17 protein-coding genes are annotated in these 19,881 nt (G+C 61.2%); 8 read left to right on the top strand and 9 right to left on the bottom strand.

Features of this window, described 5'->3' with window-relative positions; translation table 11 throughout:
- Positions 1 to 5: 5 nt before the first annotated feature.
- Positions 6 to 1,364, bottom strand: a complete 1,359-nt coding sequence (gene nhaA / locus J5M56_RS00390; protein WP_207868976.1) for a Na+/H+ antiporter NhaA — start codon at positions 1,362 to 1,364, stop codon at positions 6 to 8.
- Between the two features lie 398 nt (positions 1,365 to 1,762).
- Between nhaA and codB the strand changes: the two genes are divergently transcribed.
- From codB to J5M56_RS00370, 4 genes are all read left to right on the top strand, one after another.
- A complete protein-coding gene (gene codB, locus J5M56_RS00385) occupies positions 1,763 to 3,028 on the top strand; it encodes a cytosine permease (protein ID WP_207868973.1) in 1,266 nt (421 codons plus the stop codon).
- The gene (locus J5M56_RS00380) at positions 3,025 to 4,248 is read left to right on the top strand and encodes a PucR family transcriptional regulator (protein WP_207868971.1); all 1,224 of its coding nucleotides are present in this window, start codon (positions 3,025 to 3,027) and stop codon (positions 4,246 to 4,248) included. The genes codB and J5M56_RS00380 overlap by 4 nt, the downstream gene beginning before the upstream one ends.
- A complete protein-coding gene (gene codA / locus J5M56_RS00375) occupies positions 4,245 to 5,483 on the top strand; it encodes a cytosine deaminase (RefSeq protein WP_186477051.1) in 1,239 nt (412 codons plus the stop codon). Before J5M56_RS00380 ends, codA begins: the two co-directional genes overlap by 4 nt.
- A 165-nt stretch (positions 5,484 to 5,648) precedes the next feature.
- Positions 5,649 to 7,265: a histidine kinase famiy protein gene (locus J5M56_RS00370; protein ID WP_186477052.1), complete on the top strand. Its 1,617-nt coding sequence runs from the start codon at positions 5,649 to 5,651 to the stop codon at positions 7,263 to 7,265.
- 79 nt (positions 7,266 to 7,344) lie between these two features.
- On the opposite strand, the gene J5M56_RS00365 is transcribed toward J5M56_RS00370, so the two are convergent.
- The 3 genes from J5M56_RS00365 to J5M56_RS00355 form a co-directional block, all read right to left on the bottom strand.
- Positions 7,345 to 7,881 carry a type 1 glutamine amidotransferase domain-containing protein gene (locus J5M56_RS00365; RefSeq protein ID WP_060476630.1) on the bottom strand — a complete coding sequence of 179 codons (537 nt, stop codon included), beginning with the start codon at positions 7,879 to 7,881 and terminating at the stop codon, positions 7,345 to 7,347.
- Between the two features lie 152 nt (positions 7,882 to 8,033).
- Positions 8,034 to 8,675: a 3-oxoacid CoA-transferase subunit B gene (locus J5M56_RS00360; RefSeq protein ID WP_060476603.1), complete on the bottom strand. Its 642-nt coding sequence runs from the start codon at positions 8,673 to 8,675 to the stop codon at positions 8,034 to 8,036.
- 8 nt (positions 8,676 to 8,683) lie between these two features.
- On the bottom strand, positions 8,684 to 9,379 hold the full coding sequence (locus tag J5M56_RS00355) for a 3-oxoacid CoA-transferase subunit A (protein ID WP_186477053.1): 696 nt from the start codon (positions 9,377 to 9,379) through the stop codon (positions 8,684 to 8,686).
- Positions 9,380 to 9,689: 310 nt separating this feature from the next.
- On the opposite strand from J5M56_RS00355, the gene J5M56_RS00350 reads away from it, so the two are divergent.
- From J5M56_RS00350 to proP, 3 genes are all read left to right on the top strand, one after another.
- Positions 9,690 to 10,583: a PA4780 family RIO1-like protein kinase gene (locus J5M56_RS00350; RefSeq protein WP_060476601.1), complete on the top strand. Its 894-nt coding sequence runs from the start codon at positions 9,690 to 9,692 to the stop codon at positions 10,581 to 10,583.
- 172 nt (positions 10,584 to 10,755) lie between these two features.
- Positions 10,756 to 11,730 carry a porphobilinogen synthase gene (gene hemB, locus J5M56_RS00345; RefSeq protein ID WP_060476600.1) on the top strand — a complete coding sequence of 325 codons (975 nt, stop codon included), beginning with the start codon at positions 10,756 to 10,758 and terminating at the stop codon, positions 11,728 to 11,730.
- A 126-nt stretch (positions 11,731 to 11,856) separates the two neighbouring features.
- Positions 11,857 to 13,359 carry a glycine betaine/L-proline transporter ProP gene (gene proP, locus J5M56_RS00340; protein WP_186477055.1) on the top strand — a complete coding sequence of 501 codons (1,503 nt, stop codon included), beginning with the start codon at positions 11,857 to 11,859 and terminating at the stop codon, positions 13,357 to 13,359.
- 3 nt (positions 13,360 to 13,362) lie between these two features.
- Here the strand turns inward: proP and J5M56_RS00335 are convergent, their stop codons facing one another.
- The 4 genes from J5M56_RS00335 to J5M56_RS00320 all read right to left on the bottom strand — a co-directional run bounded on the left by J5M56_RS00335 (position 13,363) and on the right by J5M56_RS00320 (position 17,882).
- Positions 13,363 to 14,064, bottom strand: a complete 702-nt coding sequence (locus tag J5M56_RS00335; protein ID WP_186477056.1) for a YoaK family protein — start codon at positions 14,062 to 14,064, stop codon at positions 13,363 to 13,365.
- A 9-nt stretch (positions 14,065 to 14,073) separates the two neighbouring features.
- Positions 14,074 to 14,703: a riboflavin synthase subunit alpha gene (locus J5M56_RS00330; RefSeq protein ID WP_207868968.1), complete on the bottom strand. Its 630-nt coding sequence runs from the start codon at positions 14,701 to 14,703 to the stop codon at positions 14,074 to 14,076.
- Positions 14,704 to 14,835: 132 nt separating this feature from the next.
- Positions 14,836 to 16,902 (bottom strand): maltose alpha-D-glucosyltransferase, encoded by a 2,067-nt coding sequence (gene treS, locus J5M56_RS00325; protein WP_207868966.1) that lies wholly within the window; start codon positions 16,900 to 16,902, stop codon positions 14,836 to 14,838.
- Positions 16,903 to 16,937: 35 nt separating this feature from the next.
- Positions 16,938 to 17,882 carry a LysR family transcriptional regulator gene (locus tag J5M56_RS00320; protein ID WP_060476595.1) on the bottom strand — a complete coding sequence of 315 codons (945 nt, stop codon included), beginning with the start codon at positions 17,880 to 17,882 and terminating at the stop codon, positions 16,938 to 16,940.
- Between the two features lie 95 nt (positions 17,883 to 17,977).
- Between J5M56_RS00320 and J5M56_RS00315 the strand changes: the two genes are divergently transcribed.
- Positions 17,978 to 18,829: a type 1 glutamine amidotransferase domain-containing protein gene (locus J5M56_RS00315; RefSeq protein ID WP_207869631.1), complete on the top strand. Its 852-nt coding sequence runs from the start codon at positions 17,978 to 17,980 to the stop codon at positions 18,827 to 18,829.
- Between the two features lie 42 nt (positions 18,830 to 18,871).
- On the opposite strand, the gene J5M56_RS00310 is transcribed toward J5M56_RS00315, so the two are convergent.
- Positions 18,872 to 19,789 (bottom strand): LysR family transcriptional regulator, encoded by a 918-nt coding sequence (locus tag J5M56_RS00310; RefSeq protein ID WP_060476593.1) that lies wholly within the window; start codon positions 19,787 to 19,789, stop codon positions 18,872 to 18,874.
- Positions 19,790 to 19,881 lie beyond the last annotated feature (92 nt).

The raw sequence follows: 19,881 nt of genomic DNA, 5'->3' as shown, positions 1-19,881 counted from the left end.
CGGCTTCAGCCCGCGTTGAGCGGAGCCTTTGCGGTGTGCCTGCGCATGGCAGTCACGCCCCAGGCCAGGCCTAGCACGGCAGCGATGACCGAGCCCGACAGCACGCCCAGTTTGGCTGCACCCAGCGACGCTGGGTCACTGTAGGCCAGGTTGGCAATGAAGATCGACATGGTGAAGCCGATGCCGGCCAGCAGGCCAATCAGGGTGATACCGCGCCAGGTGACCTGCGCCGGCAGGCTGCACCAGCCCAGGCGCACCATCAGCCAACTGATGCCGATGATCCCCAACGGTTTGCCAGCTACCAGGGCTACGGCCACGGCGGTCATCACCCAGTGCGGCCCCTCGGCGGAAAGGTCGATGCCAGACAGGCCGACACCGGCATTGGCCAAGGCGAACAATGGCATGATCGCGTAAGCCACCCACGGGTGCAGGGCGCCGCCGACGCGGGTTACCGGTGGAACCAGTTCGCGTTGGGCCAGGCGCAGTTGCTTGAGCGGGGCGCTGAGGTCGCCATCGTCCTGGTCGGGTGCCTTGGCGCGGCCGAGTAGGTCGTTGGTGAAGCGCGCGACTGCATCCACGGGCCGCTCGCCCAGCGGCATGGCGGCGACCGGGGTCATCAAACCCAGCACAACGCCCGCCAGGGTAGGATGCGCACCGGTCATCAGCATGCCAACCCAGGTGATTGCACCGGGGATTACATAGGCCCATGCCGAACCCACGCCGATCTTCTGCAGGCCGATCACCAGCAGCAGGCCAACCGCGGCAACGCCAAAGCCGCTGTAGTCCAGACCGCCCGAGTAGAACACGGCGATGATCAGCACGGCGATGATGTCATCGATGATCGCCAAGGCCAGCAGGAACACGCGGATGTTGGACGGGATCGACTTGCCGAGCAGGGCAAGCACGCCAACGGCAAAGGCAATATCGGTGGCGGTCGGCACGGCCCAGCCTTGTTGCTCGGCCGGTGCATGCCCGAACGCCAGGTAGATCAGGGCCGGTACCGCTACGCCGCCAACCGCAGCGGCCATGGGCAACATCGCCTGGCGTAGGCTGGCCAAGGCACCCTCGTGAATTTCCCGACGGATCTCCATACCGACCACCAGGAAGAAGATGGTCATCAACCCATCGTTGATCCAGAAATGCAGTGATTGCGAGAAGCTCAGCGAACCGATGCCGAAGCTGATCGGTGTGTGCCAGAGCGCATCGTAGCTGGCGGCAGCCGGGGAGTTGGCCCAGATCAGGGCCGCAACGGCAGCGATCAGCAAGACAATGCCGCTGACCGCTTCGATGTGCAGGAACCGCTCGAAGTTGGCGAAGGCGGTTTTGGCCAGACGCTGAGCGCGGGTCATATGGTTTTTTTGCATAGGCGCAAGAACTCCTGCAGGCGGCCCGACCTGCACTGTTCTTTAACCTGCATCACCGCACTTTGCAGCTAGCACCCGACGGGCATCTTACCGGCAAGGCGCCTGCTGGCCAAGGAGTAAAGCCCCTTGGGTCATCTGCGATGGCCAGTGACGTGCAGGCGATATCGATTTAGCGAGCGTTGGGTGAAAGCTACCCACAGCTGTTCCGCTTTGGTGCGTGAACGCCTCCAAACAGTTCGGTTATCACAGGTTGGCGCGGTGAAACTGATCTATAAATGTGCAGTTTGAACAGCCAATGCTGTGCCCGTTGACCGCAGATTTACTGCACTTGCCCCAGCGAAGAAGCGGCCCGTTTATTGCTCCATCTCGGCGCAAACGACAACCTGGAGCAACTTGGCATGAGCGCAACTGACGAATTTCCGCTTTGCGAGGCCCCGGCATCTTCACGCAAAGGGCTGCTGCCCATCGCAATGGTGCTGTTCAGTTTCACGTTTTTTACCGGCACCATGTTTGCCGGAGGCAAGCTGGGCATGGCTTTCAGCTTTGTTGACATGCTGTGGATCGCAGCCATCGGTAATTCGCTGCTGGCGTTGTACGCTGCGGCGCTGGCCTTCATCGCTTCACGCAGCGGTTTGAACACGGTGCTGATGGGGCGCTTCTGTTTTGGGGAGATGGGCAGCCGGCTTTCCGACTTCATCCTGGGCTTTGCCGAACTGGGTTGGTACGCCTGGGGGACTGCGACGGTGGCGATCGTACTGGTCAAGCTGCTCGGCCTGGCGGGCGGCTTCGCGGTGCCGTTGATGGTGCTGTTTGGCATGGGTTTCAGCATCACTGCAATCATCGGTTTCAAGGGGCTTGACTGGCTGTCGCGAGTTTCGGTGCCACTGATGTTCGTTCTGCTAGTGATATCGATGTACCTGGCAACGGCCGATGCGGGTGGTTTTGCCGGCCTCGCAGCGGTGGTTCCCCATGAAAGCATGACCTTCTCGGCGGCGGTCACCATGGTGTTCGGCACCTTTGCCAGTGGCGCCACTCAGGCCACCAACTGGACTCGCCTGTCGCGCAATGGCCGGGTGGCGGTGGTGGCCAGTGTGGTTGCTTTCCTGCTCGGCAATGGGCTGATGGTGGTGGCAGGGGCGTGGTGCGCCATGGTCTATCAGCAGGCTGACATCGTCGAGGTGATGATCCTGCAAGGGCTGTCGTTCGCCGCGGTAGTGATGCTGTGCCTGAATCTCTGGACCATCCAGGGGCCCACCATCTACAACGTCTCGGCTGCTGCCTGCCACTTGCTGCGCAGTGAGCGACGACGCACCGCTACGCTGGTTGCGGCAGGTGTAGGGGTGGTGCTGGCGATCGGTGGTATGTATGAAATGCTGATTCCGTTTCTGGTGTTGTTGGGCTCGATCATTCCTCCGGTCGGCGGGGTGATCATGGCCGATTTCTGGTACCGCCATCGGGGCAGTTACCCCGCACTGGCGTCGGTAACCTTGCCCCGCTACAACATCAACGGCCTGCTGGCGTATGCCGTGGGCGCGGTGCTTGCCTACGCCTCGCCCTGGGTCGCGCCACTGGTCGGCATCGGCGCTTCGGCCTTGAGCTACATCTTAATGCTTGAACTGCAAGGCCGGCGCAAGGCGCTGGGCCAACAGAGCGTTGAGCCGTGAGCCTGACCCTGGAGGAAATCCTGCACTTGCCGGGCCTGGAGGCGATGAGCGTGCGAGCCGGCGCGCGAAACCTGCAGCGGCGGGTGCGCTGGCCTTACGTGGCGGAAAATGAGGGGATCGCCGAGTGGGTGATGGGCGGTGAGTTGGTGTTCGTCACCGGTATCAACCACCCGCGTGGCCAGGCAAATCTGCTCAGCCTGATCGAGGATGGCGAAGCGGTAGGGATCGCCGGCTTGGTGATTCTAACCGGTGGCAGTTTCATCCAGAAGATTGCGCCCCCGGTGATAGCGCGCGCCGAGCAACTGGGTTTGCCGCTGATCGAACAGCCCTATGCTTTGAAAATGGTAGTGGTAACCCACCTGATCGGTACGGCCCTCGTGCAGATGAGCCAGTTGCGCCGGTCGCGCAACGATATTCTCGGCCAGTTACTCAGCGGTGATTACCCAAGCCTGGCTATCGCCTGCCAGCGTGCCAGGCACCTGGAGTTGATGCTTGACGAACCGCGGCGGGTGGTTGCGCTGCGCTTGGTGCAGGTTGAGCAGTTGTTCGAGCGTCATGGCCTGGCCGAGGGCGAGCGGCTCTGGCAAGCTGTGCGCCAGGCGCTGGAAGATCACCTTCAGACTTGGTGCCGAGCGCGGCCTGGGGCGGTGCTGGTGCAAATGCCGGGTGACTTGCAGGTGCTGTTACTGGCCGACGCTGGCGACCTGCCGAGCAGCCTGGCAGCGCTGCATCGGCAGTTGTGCATGGTGGCCGGGGAACTCAGGCTGCATATGGGCCTGTCGCGGCTGGCCGCCGACTGCGCAGGTTACCGTCAAGCGCTCAGCGAAGCGCGTCAGGCTCTGGACGTTGCACAACAGTTGCACCCTGCCGATGGTTTCTGTGATTTCAGCGAGTTGGGGGTACTGCGCCTGCTCCAGGGCATCAATGACCGCGCGCGGATCGATGACTTCGTTGCCCAGACCCTCGGCAGGCTGATCAACCCTGGGCGCAAGCAGCCTTACGTGCTGGTAGATACTCTCGACGCCTTGCTCAAGGAAAACGGTAACGGCCTCAAGGCCGCTCAGCGTTTGGGCCTGCACCGCAATACCATCAACCAACGCATTCAACGTATCGAGCAACTGAGCGGGCAATCGCTGGACGACCCACTGTTTCGCATGAACGCATCTGTCGCCATGCTGGTATGGCGCATGAACGGACCACGTCAAGGAGTAACGCCATGAACATCATCAACGCCCGCCTGCGTGGCAAGCCTGGGCTGTACCGCATCGAGCTCGATGGCGAGCGCATTGCTGCCATCACTTCCCAGGCCCAGGTTGTGCTGAGTAGCCCTGATGACCTGGATGCCCAGCAGAACCTGGTGGTGGCGCCTTTCGTCGAGCCGCACATCCACCTTGACGCTACCCTCACGGCGGGCGAGCCGAAGTGGAACATGAGCGGTACCTTGTTCGAAGGCATCGAGCGCTGGGCCGAGCGCAAGGAAATCACCACCCACGACGACATCAAGACCCGAGCGAAAAAAACCATCGGCATGCTCGTCGATCATGGCATACAGCATGTGCGCACCCATGTCGATGTCACCGACCCGAGGCTCACCGCACTCAAGGCCATGGTCGAGGTGCGCGAGGAAGTACGCGACCTGGTCGACCTGCAGATCGTCGCATTCCCACAGGAAGGCATCGAGTCGTATGCCAACGGCCGCGCGCTGATGACTGAAGCGGTGGCGATCGGCGCCGATGTGGTCGGCGGTATCCCACATTTCGAGAACACACGTGATCAGGGGGTAGCGTCGGTCAAGTTCCTGATGGACCTGGCCGAACGCACTGGCTGCCTGGTGGATGTGCATTGCGATGAAACCGATGACCCGCAGTCGCGCTTTTTGGAAGTGTTGGCCGAGGAGGCGCGGGTGCGCGGTATGGGCCCGCGCGTCACGGCCAGCCATACGGTGGCCATGGGTTCGTACGACAACGCTTACTGCTACAAGCTGTTCCGGCTGCTCAAGATGTCGGGCATCAACTTCGTCTCTTGCCCTACCGAAAGCATTCACCTGCAAGGGCGCTTCGACAACTATCCGAAGCGGCGGGGGCTGACCCGAGTGGCCGAAATCGATCGCGCCGGGATGAACGTGTGCTTCGGCCAGGACTCAATCGTCGATCCCTGGTACCCGCTGGGTAACGGCAACATTTTGCGAATTCTCGAAGCCGGCCTGCATATCTGCCATATGCTCGGTTACGAAGACCTGCAACGCAGCCTGGACCTGATCACCGACAACAGCGCTCGCACACTGAACCTCGGCGAGCGCTACGGCATCGAGGTGGGGCGGCCAGCCAATCTGCTGTTACTGTCGGCACCGGATGACTACGAAATGGTCCGCAGCCAGGGCCACGCGCTGGTATCGGTACGCGCTGGCAAGGTGCTGATGCGTCGCACCCCTGCGCAAGTGCAGCGTATGTTGTGATGTGCATCAGGCGCTATCAATCCTCGTCAGTAGAGGCGGCTGGCCTGCACCTTGGCTAGAAAGCTCGGCGGCCGATCGTGCAGGCTGTCAGACAGTCTGCACTCGGTGAAACCAAGCGTAGGCAACGAGAGTCGACATGGTTGAATCGATAAACGTCCTACTGCAATGAGCAAGGAGGTCCGCGTGACCAGCAAGAAGGCGCGCGTCAGCAACCAGGCATCGGGTGATATTTCGCAGCTGCCACACGACATGTTCTTCGCCGCGGTGCAAACCACGCGGATGCCGATGATCGTCACCGACCCCAACCGTGACGATAATCCGATCATTTTCGCCAATCGAGCATTTCTGGAAATGACCGGCTATGAGTTGGCGGACATCATTGGCCGTAATTGCCGGTTCCTCCAAGGCCCTGAAACCGAAGCTGCGGTGGTGGATGCCGTGCGGGACGCTATCGCCCAGAAGGTCGATATCTCTACCGAGATCCTCAATTACCGCAAGGATGGTTCCAGCTTTTGGAACGCGCTATTCATCTCACCGATCTTCAATGAACGGGGCGACCTGATTTACTTCTTTGCATCGCAACTGGATGTGAGCAGGCGGCGTGACGCCGAGGATGCGCTGAACCAGGCGCAAAAGATGGAAGCGCTTGGGCAACTGACTGGCGGTATCGCGCACGATTTCAACAATCTTTTGCAAGTGATGGGCGGTTATCTGGGGTTGATCGCCAGTGAGGCGGACAAGTCCCAGGTCGACCTGAACCGCGTGCGGCGCAGTGTAGGGCACGCCCAGAGCGCGGTCGAACGTGCCAGTACCCTGACCAAGCAGCTGCTGGCCTTCGCCCGCAAGCAGAAACTCCATGGCCGGGTGCTCAACCTCAATCACCTGCTCGATGACGTACGCCCCATGATGGAGCGAACTTTCGACGCTGAAGTGGCTGTTGATTTCGACCTCGAAGCCAACCTGCACAACTGCCGTATCGACCCGACTCAGGCAGAGGTCGCGTTGCTCAACATTTTCATGAACGCACGCGATGCGCTTATCGGGCGCCAGCGGCCGCATGTGTTCATCGAAACCCGGAATATTTCCGTCACCGATATCAACCACTCGTTCGATGGGCTGCTGCCGGGAAATTACGTGAGCCTCTCGGTCACCGACAATGGCGTCGGGATGCCGGCCAGCATCCGTGATCGAGTCATGGACCCGTTCTTCACCACCAAGGAGGAGGGCAAAGGCTCTGGCCTAGGGCTGTCGATGGTGTACGGTTTCGCCAAGCAGTCCGGTGGGGCGGCACGCATATATACAGAAGAGGGCGAGGGCACGACGTTACGCCTGTATTTCCCGGTTGACCAAGGCAAGATCATCCCCACGCAACCTGTGAAAAAGGTGGACCGCAGCTCGGGCACCGAGCGTATCCTGATCGTCGAAGATCGACCGGATGTGGCTGAACTCGCCAAGATGGTACTGGAGGATTACGGCTACGCCGCTGACATGGTGCTCAATGCACGCGAAGCGCTCAAGCTGATTCAGGCGGGGGAACATTACGATTTACTGTTCACCGACCTGATCATGCCAGGCGGCATGAACGGCGTGATGCTGGCGCGGGAAGTGCGGCGCCTTCAGCCGCAGATGAAGGTGTTGTTGACCACCGGCTATGCGGAAAACTCGATTGAGCGCACGGATATCGGCGGGTCTGAGTTCGAGGTGATTTCCAAACCGTGCCAGCCACATGACCTTGCCCGCCGGGTAAGGCAAGTTCTTGATGGCTTCACGGGTGTGACATGAGTGGGGCGCCCTCGCAACCTGCTGTGAAAATCGCCAAAGCCCCGGAGCCCCCGCACTTTCGTGCGAGGGCGTCCCGCTATCAAGCCAAGGCTTTGATCAGTTGCTCGTTGAATGCCGGGATATCGTCCGGCTGACGGCTACTGATCAGATTGCCGTCCACCACCACCTGCTCGTCGACCCAATTACCCCCGGCATTGCGGATGTCGTCTTGCAAGGTCTTGAAACTGGTCATCCGTTTACCCTGGGCAAGGCCTGCCGAAATCAGCAACCAGCCACCGTGGCAGATCACAGCCACGGGCTTGCCTGCCGCATCAAGGCTTTTCACCAGTTTCTGGGCGCCGGGGATCAAGCGGATGGTGTCCGAGTTCTGCACGCCGCCTGGCAGCACGACGGCATCGTAGACATCAGGCTGGGCGCTGTCGAACGTGGCATCCACATCGAATGCATCGGCGGGCTTGTCGTGGTTCCAGCCACGCACGGTGCCTGGCTTGTCGCTGAGAATGTCGACTACCGCGCCGTGCTGTTTCAGCGCATCACGGGGGCCGGTCAACTCCACTTGCTCGAAACCATCGGTGACCAGAATGGCCACGCGCTTGCCGTTGAGTGTTGCGCTCATCATGTCATCTCCGTTTTTTACTGTGACTTCTTGGAAAGGCCTTGGCCGAGCCGTGAAGTTCAAACGCATTGCATCAGTGGCTGCGTTTGCGGGAAATGACTGGCAGGGTGATTGGCCTGGCCCCTGCGCCTGCAGGAGCCAGAGCCAGCGCGTCACTTGATTAGCGGTACACCGCTGAGTTTCTGCAGTTCATCGAAGTCGATGTCCGCGCAGATCTCCACCACCTTCAAGCCCTCGGCGGTTACTTGCAGTACGGCTAGGTCGGTGTAGATGCGGCTGACGCAACCGATGCCAGTGAGCGGGTAAGTGCATTCGGGCACAAGCTTGCTTTCGCCGGTTTTGGTCAGGTGGTCCATCATCACGAACACCTGCCGCGCTCCCGTGGCCAGGTCCATTGCGCCGCCTACAGCGGGGATCGAACCTTCGGCACCGGTATGCCAGTTGGCCAGGTCGCCTTTGACCGAAACCTGGAAAGCGCCCAGCACGGCGATGTCCAGATGCCCGCCACGCATCATCGAAAACGAGTCGGCGTGGTGGAAGTAGGCGCCACCGGTCAGCAGCGTGACATGCTGCTTGCCGGCGTTGATCAGGTCATCGTCTTCCTCGCCAGGGGCTGGGCTCGGGCCCATGCCCAGCAGGCCGTTCTCGCTGTGCAGGAACACTTCTTTGTCGCCCAGGTAATTGGCCACAAGCGTTGGAGCGCCGATGCCCAGGTTGACATAGGCACCTTCCTGAATGTCTGCGGCCACGCGTTGGGCCATCTCGGTGCGGGAAAGCTTTTTGGTGATGGTCATGGCAGGCCTCAGACAGCGTTGGCGATCGAAGAAGCGGCAGCGCCGGAGACGGCGACCACGCGCTGGACGAAAATACCCGGGGTGATGATGTGCTCCGGGTCCAGCTCACCGAGCTCGACGACCTCATCTACCTGAGCGATGGCAGTCTTGGCGGCCATCGCCATGATCGGGCCGAAGTTGCGGGCGGCCTTGCGGTAGACCAGGTTGCCCCAGCGGTCGCCCTTGTGCGCCTTGATCAGGGCGAAATCGGCATGCAGCGGCATCTCCAGCACGTATTGGCGGCCGTCGATTTCACGGGTTTCCTTGCCTTCGGCCAGCAGGGTGCCATAGCCGGTCGGCGAGAAGAACGCCCCGATACCCGAGCCGGCCGCGCGGATGCGCTCAGCCAGGTTGCCTTGGGGAACCACCTCCAGCTCGATCTTGCCTGCACGGTACAGTTCGTCGAATACGTAAGAGTCGGACTGGCGCGGGAACGAGCAGATGACCTTGCGTACACTGCCCGCCATCAGCAAAGCGGCCAGGCCGATCTCGCCGTTGCCGGCGTTGTTGCTGATGATGGTAAGGTCGCGGGCACCGGTGGCAATCAAGCCATCGATGAGCTCGGACGGCATGCCGGCAGTACCGAAGCCACCGACCATGATGGTCGATCCGTCGGTGATTCCTTCCACCGCTTGGGCGATGGACTCAAACGTTTTATTGATCAAAGCGGGCTCCTGGTTCTTCCTGGAGTATTGATTGTCGACCTGGCAGCGTGCTGACGCGGCGGGGCCATTGGGCGCTTGGCGTTGTGTGCTGGCTTGCCTATAGCCTGCCGCAAGACAAGGCAACAGTAGAGAGCACCGAGTGGAATTTGTGCGATTACCGAACCGTTGTGCGATTTATGAGCGTTTGCACACAGGCCATGGCTGCCCGTGCGCGCCGACGTGGGCAGGCCGGTGTGCAGACAGACGAGCAAGTCGCCCCAGCCTGTGAGAGGATGTCCGTCACCTTAGCCAGGACCCCGAACGCAGCCTGATGAAGACTCCAAAACGAATCGAACCACTGATCGAAGACGGCCTGATCGACGAAGTGCTGCGGCCATTGATGAGCGGCAAGGAAGCAGCCGTTTACGTGGTGCGCTGCGGGGCCCAGGTACGCTGTGCCAAGGTCTACAAGGAGGCCAACAAACGCAGCTTCCGCCAGGCCGCCGAATACCAAGAGGGGCGCAAGGTCCGCAACAGCCGCCAGGCCAGGGCTATGGCCAAGGGCAGCAAATATGGCCGTAAAGAGGCTGAGGACGCGTGGCAGAACGCAGAAGTGACGGCGCTGTTCCGCCTGGCCAATGCCGGGGTGCGGGTGCCCAAACCCTACGACTTTCAAGACGGCGTGCTGCTGATGGAACTGGTGACCGACGCCGACGGTGACGCCGCGCCTCGCTTGAACGATGTGCACCTGGAAGCCGAGCAGGCCCGTGAATACCATGCCTTCGTGATCCGCCAGATTGTTCTGATGCTCTGCGCCGGCCTGGTGCATGGCGACTTGTCCGAGTTCAACGTTCTGCTTGGCCCGGACGGCCCGGTGATCATCGACCTGCCTCAGGCCGTGGATGCTGCGGGCAATAACCATGCGTTCAGCATGCTGCAGCGCGATGTAGCGAACATGGCGCATTATTTCGGACGCTTCGCGCCTGAGCTCAAGGCTACGCGTTACGCCGATGAGATGTGGGCTTTGTACGAGGCTGGCGAGTTGCGTGCTGACAGCCCGCTCACTGGGCAGTTCGAGGATGAGGACCAGGCCGCCGACGTGGCCGGGGTGCTGCGCGAGATCGATGCCACTTTGCGCGACGAAGCGCGCCGCCGTGCTGCCCGTGCCGAGGACGAGCATGGGCCGACCACGGCTCAAGAGCCGACACCGCCTTGGATGCAATGACTCACCCCCGGCGGATCAATGGCGGACACCCGCCGTTAGGTCGCCCAAGGCGTAAACACTAAAAAGTCGCCTGTCGTTACCTTTGATGCAACGCATAATCTCGTCATCTGGCCTTTTCACTGGCGTGCCACAGGCATAAGGTATAGGCCGTTAAAAATGCCCTGGAGCTGTCATGTCCAACCGTTTCCCTTCCGTTCGTCCTCGCCGCCTGCGCCAGAACGAATCCCTGCGCACGATCTTCCAGGAAACCGAATTCCGCCTTGAAGACCTGATCCTGCCGATCTTCGTCGAAGAGGGCATCGATGATTTCGTGCCGATCACCAGCATGCCGGGCGTCAACCGTATTCCAGAGAAGCTGCTGGCTCAGGAAATCGAGCGCTATGCCCGCGCCGGTATCAAGTCGGTTATGACGTTCGGGGTATCGCACAACCTCGATGCCAGCGGCAGCGACACCTGGAATGAAAACGGGCTTGTCGCGCGCATGTCGCGCATCTGCAAGGACACCGTGCCGGAGATGGTGGTGATGTCCGACACCTGCTTCTGCGAATACACCAGCCACGGCCACTGTGGCGTGCTGCATGACCATGGCGTGGACAACGATGCCACCTTGGTCAACCTGGGCAAGCAGGCGGTGATTGCCGCTGCAGCTGGCGCCGACTTCATTGCCCCTTCGGCGGCGATGGATGGGCAGGTCCAGGCCATTCGTAGCGCGCTGGACGGTGCTGGGTTCCATGACACGGCGATCATGGCTTACTCCACCAAATTCGCTTCGTCGCTGTATGGTCCATTCCGCGAAGCCGGGGGCACGGCGCTCAAGGGTGACCGCAAGAGCTACCAGATGAACCCGATGAACCGCCGCGAAGCGGTACGTGAGTCGCTGCTGGACGAGCAGGAAGGGGCCGATGTGTTGATGGTCAAACCTGCTGGCGCCTACCTGGACGTGATCGCCGATATCCGCGCCGCATCGCGCCTGCCGCTGGCGGCTTACCAGGTAAGCGGCGAATACGCGATGATCAAGTTCGGCGGGCTTGCCGGCGCCATCGACGAGGGGCGCGTGGTACGCGAAAGCATTGGCGCCATCAAGCGTGCCGGTGCTGACTTGATTCTGACTTACTTCGCCATGGACCTGGCCCAGCAGGGCATCTGATGGCAACGGGCGCCGCCGCCAACGGCGCCCGCATCTGAAGATTCAGAAAAAACCATTAAGCGCTGAATTATTTAGTGTCCCTTTGTATCTGATGCCTTAGAGCCTTCAGTAATCAGGGACACAGGCATGAAATCACGCAAAAAAAGCGTAAAGCCCATCGGCTTGAAAGACATCACCATCGTCGACGACGCCAAGATGAGAAAGGCGATTACCGCAGCTGCGCTGGGTAACGCCATGGAATGGTTCGACTTCGGCGTTTACGGCTTCGTCGCCTATGCCTTGGGCAAAGTGTTTTTCCCCAACGCCGACCCCAGTGTGCAGATGATCGCAGCGCTGGCCACCTTCTCCGTGCCGTTCCTGATCCGCCCGCTGGGTGGGTTGTTCTTCGGCGCCCTGGGCGACAAGTTCGGCCGGCAGAAGGTTCTGGCCGCCACTATCGTGATCATGTCCTTGAGCACCTTTGCCATCGGTTTGATTCCGTCCTATGAAAGCATAGGCATATGGGCACCCATCCTGCTGTTGGCGGCTAAGATGGCCCAAGGCTTTTCGGTTGGCGGTGAATACACCGGGGCGTCGATCTTCGTCGCTGAATACGCGCCCGACCGCAAGCGTGGGTTCCTTGGCAGTTGGCTGGACTTCGGCTCGATTGCCGGCTTCGTGTTGGGTGCGGGCGTTGTGGTATTGATTTCCACCGTGCTGGGGGAAGAGAAGTTTCTCGAATGGGGCTGGCGCCTGCCGTTCTTCCTGGCGTTGCCGCTCGGCATCATCGGCCTCTACCTGCGTAATGCGCTCGAGGAAACCCCGGCATTTCAGCAGCATGTGGACAAGCTTGAGCAGGGTGATCGCGAGGGTCTGGCCTCAGGGCCTAAGGTGTCGTTCAAGGAGGTGGCGACCAAGCATTGGCGCAGCCTTATTACCTGCGTCGGTGTGGTGATCGCTACCAACGTCACCTACTACATGCTGCTCACCTACATGCCTAGTTATCTGTCGCACAACCTGCACTACAGCGAAGACCATGGTGTGCTGATCATTATCGCCATCATGGTCGGCATGCTGTTCGTGCAGCCTCTGATCGGCCTGCTCAGCGACAAAGTGGGGCGGCGACCTTTCATTGTGGTCGGCAGCATCGGCCTGTTCGCGCTGGCCATCCCTGCTTTCATGCTGATCAATAGTGGCGCGCTAGGGTTGATCTTCTCTGGCTTGCTGATCATCGCAGTGCTTCTGAACTTCTTCATCGGGGTGATGGCTTCGACCTTGCCAGCGATGTTCCCCACCCACATCCGCTACAGTGCCTTGGCCAGTGCGTTCAATATCTCGGTCCTGATCGCCGGCCTGACCCCGACCCTTGCGGCGTGGCTGGTTGAAACCAGCGGCAATCTGTACATGCCAGCCTATTACCTGATGGTGATCGCCGCCATCGGCCTGATCACTGGCCTGACCATGAAGGAAACCGCCAATAAGCCACTGCGTGGCGCAGCGCCAGCGGCGTCGGATATGGAAGAGGCGCGCGAGTTGCTGCAGGAGCACCACGACAACATCGAGCAGAAGATCGAGGACATCGACAACCAGATCGCCGAGCTGGAGGCCAAGCGCAAGCTGCTGGTCCAGCAGCACCCGCGCATCGATTGAGCCTCAGCGCGGCATGTAACCGCGCTGCCACGAGCGTGGGATGAACCGCGATATCAGCGCCAGCAGGCAGGCCAGCGCCGCGCTGCCTGCCAGCGCCTGAAGCCCTAAACGTTGTTGCAGCCAGGCCCCTAGGGCTGCGCCAAGCAGCATGCCGGCCCACGGTACCAATTGAACCCTCCAGCCATCGCGGCGTTCGCCCAGCAGCCAACGCCCTAGGCCCCTGCCAAAACGCGACAGCGCGCCAGTCACATAAGTAAGCCCAATGGGCAGGCCGTTGACCTGTTCGACTACGGCGTTGATCATGCCCATCGCCAACGTAGCCGCCAGCAGCGCTGGGAAGGTAGCGGCAAACGGCCAAACCGCCGCCCACGCCAACAGCCCGGCCACTATCGCCAGCACCGGCCAGGCTCGCCGGCCGAAGCCTCTGGCCAGCAGCACCCCCAGTGCGTTGCCTGCCACGAAGCCCAATACGGCAGCGCTCAGGCGCAACACCAGGGCCAGGTCCGCCTCGCTGATGGCTACCGCCAGACGTGTGGTATTGCCACTCATGAACGACACGAAGTCGCCAAGCGCCAGCAAGCCAATGGCGTCGGTCATGCCGGCCAGTACCGACAGCCCGGCCACCAGGCCAAGGCCAACGCGACCGCGCAACACCTGCAGGCGAAGGTGCCTGGCTGTGCGGGCGGGAAGGGCATTGGGCAGCATCGGTTGGCCTCAGGGCAGGAGTTTCAGGCGGGCCAAGGTGCCTTGAAGGGTGCGCTCCACCACATCGACCAGGACCATGGTCGGCTGGTCTACCTCGATGTTCAGCAGCTCGCCGGGCTTGTAACGGGCGAAGGTGGTCTGGCGCAGGGTTTCGGGAATGAGGTTGATCGTCACCACGTTATCGTCAATGTCGGCGACGGTCAGGCTGCAGCCATTGACCCCGATGAAACCGCGCGGGAACACGTACTTGGCCCACTCTGCAGGCATGCGGAACTTGATGTAAGCGCCAGTCTCCTTGATCGACAGCTCGACGATCTGTGCCGTGGTCGCAATGTGCCCGGCCATCAGGTGGCCGCCGACTTCGGCGTTCATCTTCGCTGAGCGTTCGATGTTCACACCCTGGCCTGCTTTGAGCGAGCCCAGGTTGGTGCGTTCCAGGGTCGCGTTCATGGCATCGAACTTGACCCGGCTGCCGTCGATTTCCGTCACCGACAGGCAGGTACCCTCGACACTGACGCTGGCGCCGATCTTCAGTTCATCAAGCAATTCGGGGGTCAGGTCGATGGTGAACTGGTTGTGGCCCGGATAGCAGGTCACATCAAGCAGAGGGCGCACGGCCTGGACGATGCCGGTGTACATGGGTTGCTCCTGGGCTCTGAAGGGAAAGCATCAGGAAACTATGCCCGTGGCGCTGCAAATGCAAGCAACCCGTGCCGCCCCCTTCGCCGGCAGCACCATCCTGGGTGCACGGCGAAGGGGCCGCAGGACGGTTCAGACATGGCCGCTGCTGTTGACGATCCTCAGGCACAGTGCTTCATAAGGGTCCAGGTTGATCATCAAGCGGCCATCTTCGGTCAGGTCGCCCTCTACAGTCTCGTTGATCATGTCGACCACCGGGCCCGGGGTGAAGCCGGTCAGCTCAAGCTCCTCGGCGATCACATCCTGGCCGAAGTTCAAGGCACTGATCTGGATGCCACGCCCAGACGGCAGTTCGTGCACCATCACCAGCAGGCCAGGGCTGCTGACCTCGGGCACCAACACCTGACGGCTGGTGGCGATGCCATAGGCCTGGCGCACGGCCAGCAGTTTCTTCACCTGGCTGGCGAACGAGCCTGGGTCTTCGAGCTGGCTGTCGAGGCTGCCATACAGGGCGCGGGCACGCGGCATGCCGCGCACCGATTGTTCGGCCTGCGGGTCGAGCCCTGCCAGGTCGTAGCCGCCGCGGTGGATCCAGCGGGTGTCACCGTCACCCATTCGCTCGGCGACCGCCTCCGGTGGTAGCGGCAAGGCGCCGACCATGTCCCAGCCCGACAGCGCGACGACGCCCGGTTGCATGGCGTTGTACATCACCAGTAGCAGGTGAATTTTCTGCACCTTGGCGATATCTTGCGCACTGAGTTGCTCGATGTCGCGCAGCCCCAGGGCGGCGGTGATCAGGCTGGCGGTGGTGCAGGAAATGCCGTTGGTGACAAAGCGCAGGTTATAGGGGGCATGTTCACCCGACAGGCGCTCATAGATTTCCTCGCGGATATGCTCGCGCAGGATGCTGCCCGGCAAGGTCTGGCCCTTGTACAGGTACATGTCGTTGGCGTGCAGCGTCCAGAAGTGCACCAACTCTACCGTCAACTCGTCATGGTTTTGCAGGGCGTGGATCAGCGACGCGGGGTCGATACCGAATGCGTGCATTTCCTTGAGCATCAAGCGCAGGAATTCGGTATCGCCGGTCAGCAGCGCGTGCTGATAGGCCGGGCGCGTGATGAAGTCGTAAGACAGATCGGCGCCGCCTTTGGACATTTGCGCGATATCGTCCAGGGTCAGGTTCAACTCCTGGAAGCTGAAGCCACCTGCCTTGCGGATCATGCCACCGATGAGCTGGTTGCCGACGATCGACAGCGGGTGGCTTTCGGACCAAGCGCTGCCGGCAGCTCGGGTTTCCACGCCGAGAAAACCATTGGCATCCAGGCGCAAGCCTCTGGCGCCCAGGCAGTCGAGTGCGTGCAGGGCATCGCCGATGATCATTTGCTGGGCGGCGAAGCTTGGGTCCAGCCAGTTCAATGACGGCTGGCCTTCCTTGAAATAGTGCAGGTATACCCAGCGCCGAGTCTTGCCGTCTACGCCTGTGATCGGTGGGGTAGCGCTCCAGTCGGTTTCCTTGACCCCTGGCTCGAAGAAAATCACCCGTTGCAACTGGCCGACGATGTAGTGGCGCAGCTTCAGTTCGTCGCACTGCGCCGGTAACAGGTTGACCGCATCCCGCCCCTGGGGCACATCAGGCAGCAGCGGCCAGTCTTCCTCATTGATCTCGACCATGTGGTAGAGGCCTGGATAGGCCCCGTAAGCCAGCTCGGCCAGGCGGAAATCGGCACCCTTGCCGGTGTGCGAGGGGATCAGGTCATCGATGGTCACGGCGTTGTGCGCCGCCGCCAGGCGGCTCATCTGCACCAGCTCTTGCTCATTGCCGTAAAGCGGGTCGATGTCAAAGCTGATGCGGTCGAAGTTGCCGTCGATGCTGGGGGTGAACTCATGCCCCTGCACACCACCGGACTGCTTGATCGGCCCAGTGTGGATGCCTTGCACGCCAATCTCTGAAAGGCGTTTCCACAGGGCAGGGTGGCCAAGGGCTGCCAATACCGAGCAGCCCTCTGGCGCGATGATGGCGTCGGGGTAAACGGTCAGCCACACCGAAGCGATCTCAGTGGCGCGGCGTGGCTGCGCTTCGGCGTAAGGGTTCTGCCACAGGCGCGACTGGCCGGAATAAAGGCGAGCGCGTTCCTGCGAGGCTTTCAACATGGAACGTTCTTCTAGCCATTGGAGGTAAGACGGGTCGGGCTGGGTCATTTCGCGTCCTCTTTGCGTGGCGGCACCGGCCCAAGTTATGACGGTAACTCAAACGTATCGTTCGGTTTGGCATCAGCCGTGGCTGCGCTGTACAGCTGTTGGCGAAACCATTTGCGCAAAGGATCGGCCTGGGTGCGCTCATGCCAGATCTGCATCACCTCGACCTTGGGCAGCACCAGAGGCAGCGGGTGGATACACACATCATCGTCCCGCTCGGCAGCTTCTTGCGCCACCGAGCGCAGGCAGGTGAGCAGTAGGTCGGTACCGCGCACCAGCCGTGTCGGTGCGAGGAAGCTCGACAACCCGGCCACTATGCGACGGCTGTGCCCGGCAGCGCGCAAGGCGCGGTCCACCAGGCCATCAAGATCGCCAGTGAGCGTGGTCAGTAGATGATCACAGGCCAGAAAGGCTTTGAGATCCAGGCCTTGGGCAAGGTGAGGGTTGCTGCGCGATGCCAGCACCACGAAGTCCTCGCTGAGCAGGCGCTGCTGATGGAAGGTGTCAGGCAGGTCGGTGTAGAAGCCCGCGATGGCCACATCGCAGGTGCCCTTCTCCAGCGCTTCTCGGGGCAATTGGCCCCCCGTATTGTGGGTCACCAGCACCAGGTTTGGCGCTGACTGCCGCAGCACCGGCAGCAGCCGAGGCAGCAGGGTCTGCTCCATGAAGTCGGTGCTGTAGACGTGCAAACGTGCAGGGCGGGCCAAGAAGTCCTGGCCCTCGCATTGCTCATAGAAGGTGGCCAGCCCCTCGACCAGCTGCTGCACCTGGGGGGCAAGTTCGTGGGCACGCGGCGTGGCGGTAAGGCCACGGGGGGCACGCACAAACAGCGGGTCGCCGAACTGGTGTCGAAGCTTGTTCAGCTTGTGGCTCAATGCGGGCTGGCTCAGGGCCATGCGGGCTGCAGCCATCGTGGCGTTGCGTTCCTGATAGAGCACATGGAACAAATACAGTAGGTTCAGATCCTTGCCGGCGATATTCATTATTTGGATTACAGAGATGAAGGGTTTCGAATTATCGAATTTTAGCGCTCTGTTTAGACTGCGCCTACTGAATCCAAGTGAATAGGTAGCACATGATGAAAGGCATCCCCACCCTGGGCCTGGCAATAACCGCAGCAGTGCTTGCCGGCGGCGCACACGCGGCACCCAAAGGCGAAGTGCTGGTTCTGCTGTCCAGTGAAAACCAGTTGATGCTGGAGGATGGCAAGCGCTATCCCACAGGCTATTACCTCAACGAATTTGGCGTCCCTGCTGACCAGTTGCTCAAAGCTGGCTATAAGCTGGTGCTAGTGACGCCTAAAGGCAACGCGCCGAGCGTGGACGTACGCTCGGTGGATCCGCAGTATTTTGCCGGGGACGTCAAAGAAATGCGGCGCATCGAGCAACTCGTGCGGGGGCTGCCGGGCATCGACGACACTCTGTCGCTCAAAGAAGTGCTGGCTGGCGACCTCGACCGCTACGCCGGTTTGTTCATTCCCGGCGGCCACGCGCCGCTGATCGATCTGGCCAACAACCCAGAGGTCGGGGCTTTACTGCGCCACTTCCACCAGGCCGGAAAAGCCACGGCTGCCATTTGCCACGGGCCAATTGCATTGTTGTCGGCGCAACGAGACCCTGCCAGCTATCAGGCCGCCCTGGTGCGTGGCGAGCAACCGATGGCTGACGACTGGGCCTATCAAGGCTACCGCATGACCATTTTCTCCGACGCTGAAGAGCAGGTGTTCGAGGCATCCCTCAAACCGCAGAAGCTGCTTTTCTACCCCGCCGCGGCCATGGCCGGTGCCGGTGGGGCGATGAGCTACGCCCAGGCCTGGCAGCCGCACGTGCAGGTGGATCGAGAACTGATCACCGGGCAAAACCCTTTCTCCGACAAGGCACTGGCTAAGGCACTGCTGGCCAAGCTGGCCGAGCAGACCAAGGCCGAGTGAGACTTGTACCGGGCCATCGGCTGCGTGGGTTGGTCAGGCGTTTCAGCGCCTAGCTGCATGTTGCTGCGGTGCCAGGAAAGCATCGCGGAAGTAATCGCGCAGTGCTTGCATCGCCGGGCTGAATGCGCGTTCGCGGTGCCAGGCAAGGCCCACACTCATAGGCGTCACCGGGTCGGAGATGGACACCGTTTCGATACGCTTGCCTTCCAGCGACCAGGGGCGGTGCACCAGATCGGAAAGGATCGCCACGCCGCTGCCATTGGCCACCATGCTGCGTACCGCTTCCACCGAGCTTGTGCGTACCCGCACATTCGGTCGCTGCCCGGCCTGCTGCCAATAGCGCATGGCGCTTTGTTCGGCCTCATCGACAGTGAGCAGAATGAACGGCTGCTGGGCCACGTCGGCCAGGCTCACTGCCGACCGCTCACACAGCGGATGATGGCCGGGCAGCCACAGCCGGCGCTCGGAATTGAACAGGGTCTCGGAGACGATATCCGGATGGGTGAGGTTGGCGGTGAGCACCACTGCCATGTCGAAACGTCCCTCCAGCAGCCCTTGCTCGATGGCGCTGCGCTCCTGCTCGTGAACCTTGAGCTCCACGTCCGGGTGCCAGTGCTCCAGGCGCTGCAAATGGTGCGGCAGAAAGTAGCCGATGACCGTATAGCTTGCCGCAAGGTGCAGAAGGCCACTGGCGCGCACGTTGGGTAGAGGACTGTTCAGGGCATCGTCGACGCTGCGCAGGATCACGTAGGCGCGGTTGAGAAAGTGCCGGCCGGCTTCGGTCAGGCTCATGCCTTGGGCCGAGCGCTGAAATAACAGCACACCCAGCATGGCTTCCAATTCCTTGATCGCAGTGGTGATCGCCGACTGGGAGATATTGAGGTGTATCGCTGCCTGGGAGATCTGGCCAATCTCGGCAGTGGCAACGAAGTAACGTACCTGGCGTAGCGTGAGAGACACGGTGGGCTCCTGGGTATCTGATTTTCAGAAGACACCCCATCTGTTTATAGATCTTCCCAAGGGGGCAGGCAGAATCTAACGTGGCTGGCATG

The organism is Pseudomonas sp. 51_B (genome assembly GCF_017491595.1).
GTDB lineage: Bacteria > Pseudomonadota > Gammaproteobacteria > Pseudomonadales > Pseudomonadaceae > Aquipseudomonas > Aquipseudomonas promysalinigenes.
The sequence above is the reverse complement of the archived record's forward strand: the minus strand, read 5'-3'. Positions and strand labels throughout refer to the sequence as shown.

Bases quoted from the DNA above. Each gene is read 5' to 3' on its own strand.
- nhaA (WP_207868976.1), bottom strand. From the start codon at position 1,364: ATGCAAAAAAACCATATGACCCGCGCTCAGCGTCTGGCCAAAACCGCC.
- codB (WP_207868973.1), top strand. From the start codon at position 1,763: ATGAGCGCAACTGACGAATTTCCGCTTTGCGAGGCCCCGGCATCTTCA.
- codA (WP_186477051.1), top strand. From the start codon at position 4,245: ATGAACATCATCAACGCCCGCCTGCGTGGCAAGCCTGGGCTGTACCGC.
- J5M56_RS00370 (WP_186477052.1), top strand. From the start codon at position 5,649: ATGAGCAAGGAGGTCCGCGTGACCAGCAAGAAGGCGCGCGTCAGCAAC.
- J5M56_RS00365 (WP_060476630.1), bottom strand. From the start codon at position 7,881: ATGAGCGCAACACTCAACGGCAAGCGCGTGGCCATTCTGGTCACCGAT.
- J5M56_RS00360 (WP_060476603.1), bottom strand. From the start codon at position 8,675: ATGACCATCACCAAAAAGCTTTCCCGCACCGAGATGGCCCAACGCGTG.
- J5M56_RS00350 (WP_060476601.1), top strand. From the start codon at position 9,690: ATGAAGACTCCAAAACGAATCGAACCACTGATCGAAGACGGCCTGATC.
- hemB (WP_060476600.1), top strand. From the start codon at position 10,756: ATGTCCAACCGTTTCCCTTCCGTTCGTCCTCGCCGCCTGCGCCAGAAC.
- proP (WP_186477055.1), top strand. From the start codon at position 11,857: ATGAAATCACGCAAAAAAAGCGTAAAGCCCATCGGCTTGAAAGACATC.
- J5M56_RS00335 (WP_186477056.1), bottom strand. From the start codon at position 14,064: ATGCTGCCCAATGCCCTTCCCGCCCGCACAGCCAGGCACCTTCGCCTG.
- J5M56_RS00330 (WP_207868968.1), bottom strand. From the start codon at position 14,703: ATGTACACCGGCATCGTCCAGGCCGTGCGCCCTCTGCTTGATGTGACC.
- treS (WP_207868966.1), bottom strand. From the start codon at position 16,902: ATGACCCAGCCCGACCCGTCTTACCTCCAATGGCTAGAAGAACGTTCC.
- J5M56_RS00320 (WP_060476595.1), bottom strand. From the start codon at position 17,882: ATGAATATCGCCGGCAAGGATCTGAACCTACTGTATTTGTTCCATGTG.
- J5M56_RS00315 (WP_207869631.1), top strand. From the start codon at position 17,978: ATGAAAGGCATCCCCACCCTGGGCCTGGCAATAACCGCAGCAGTGCTT.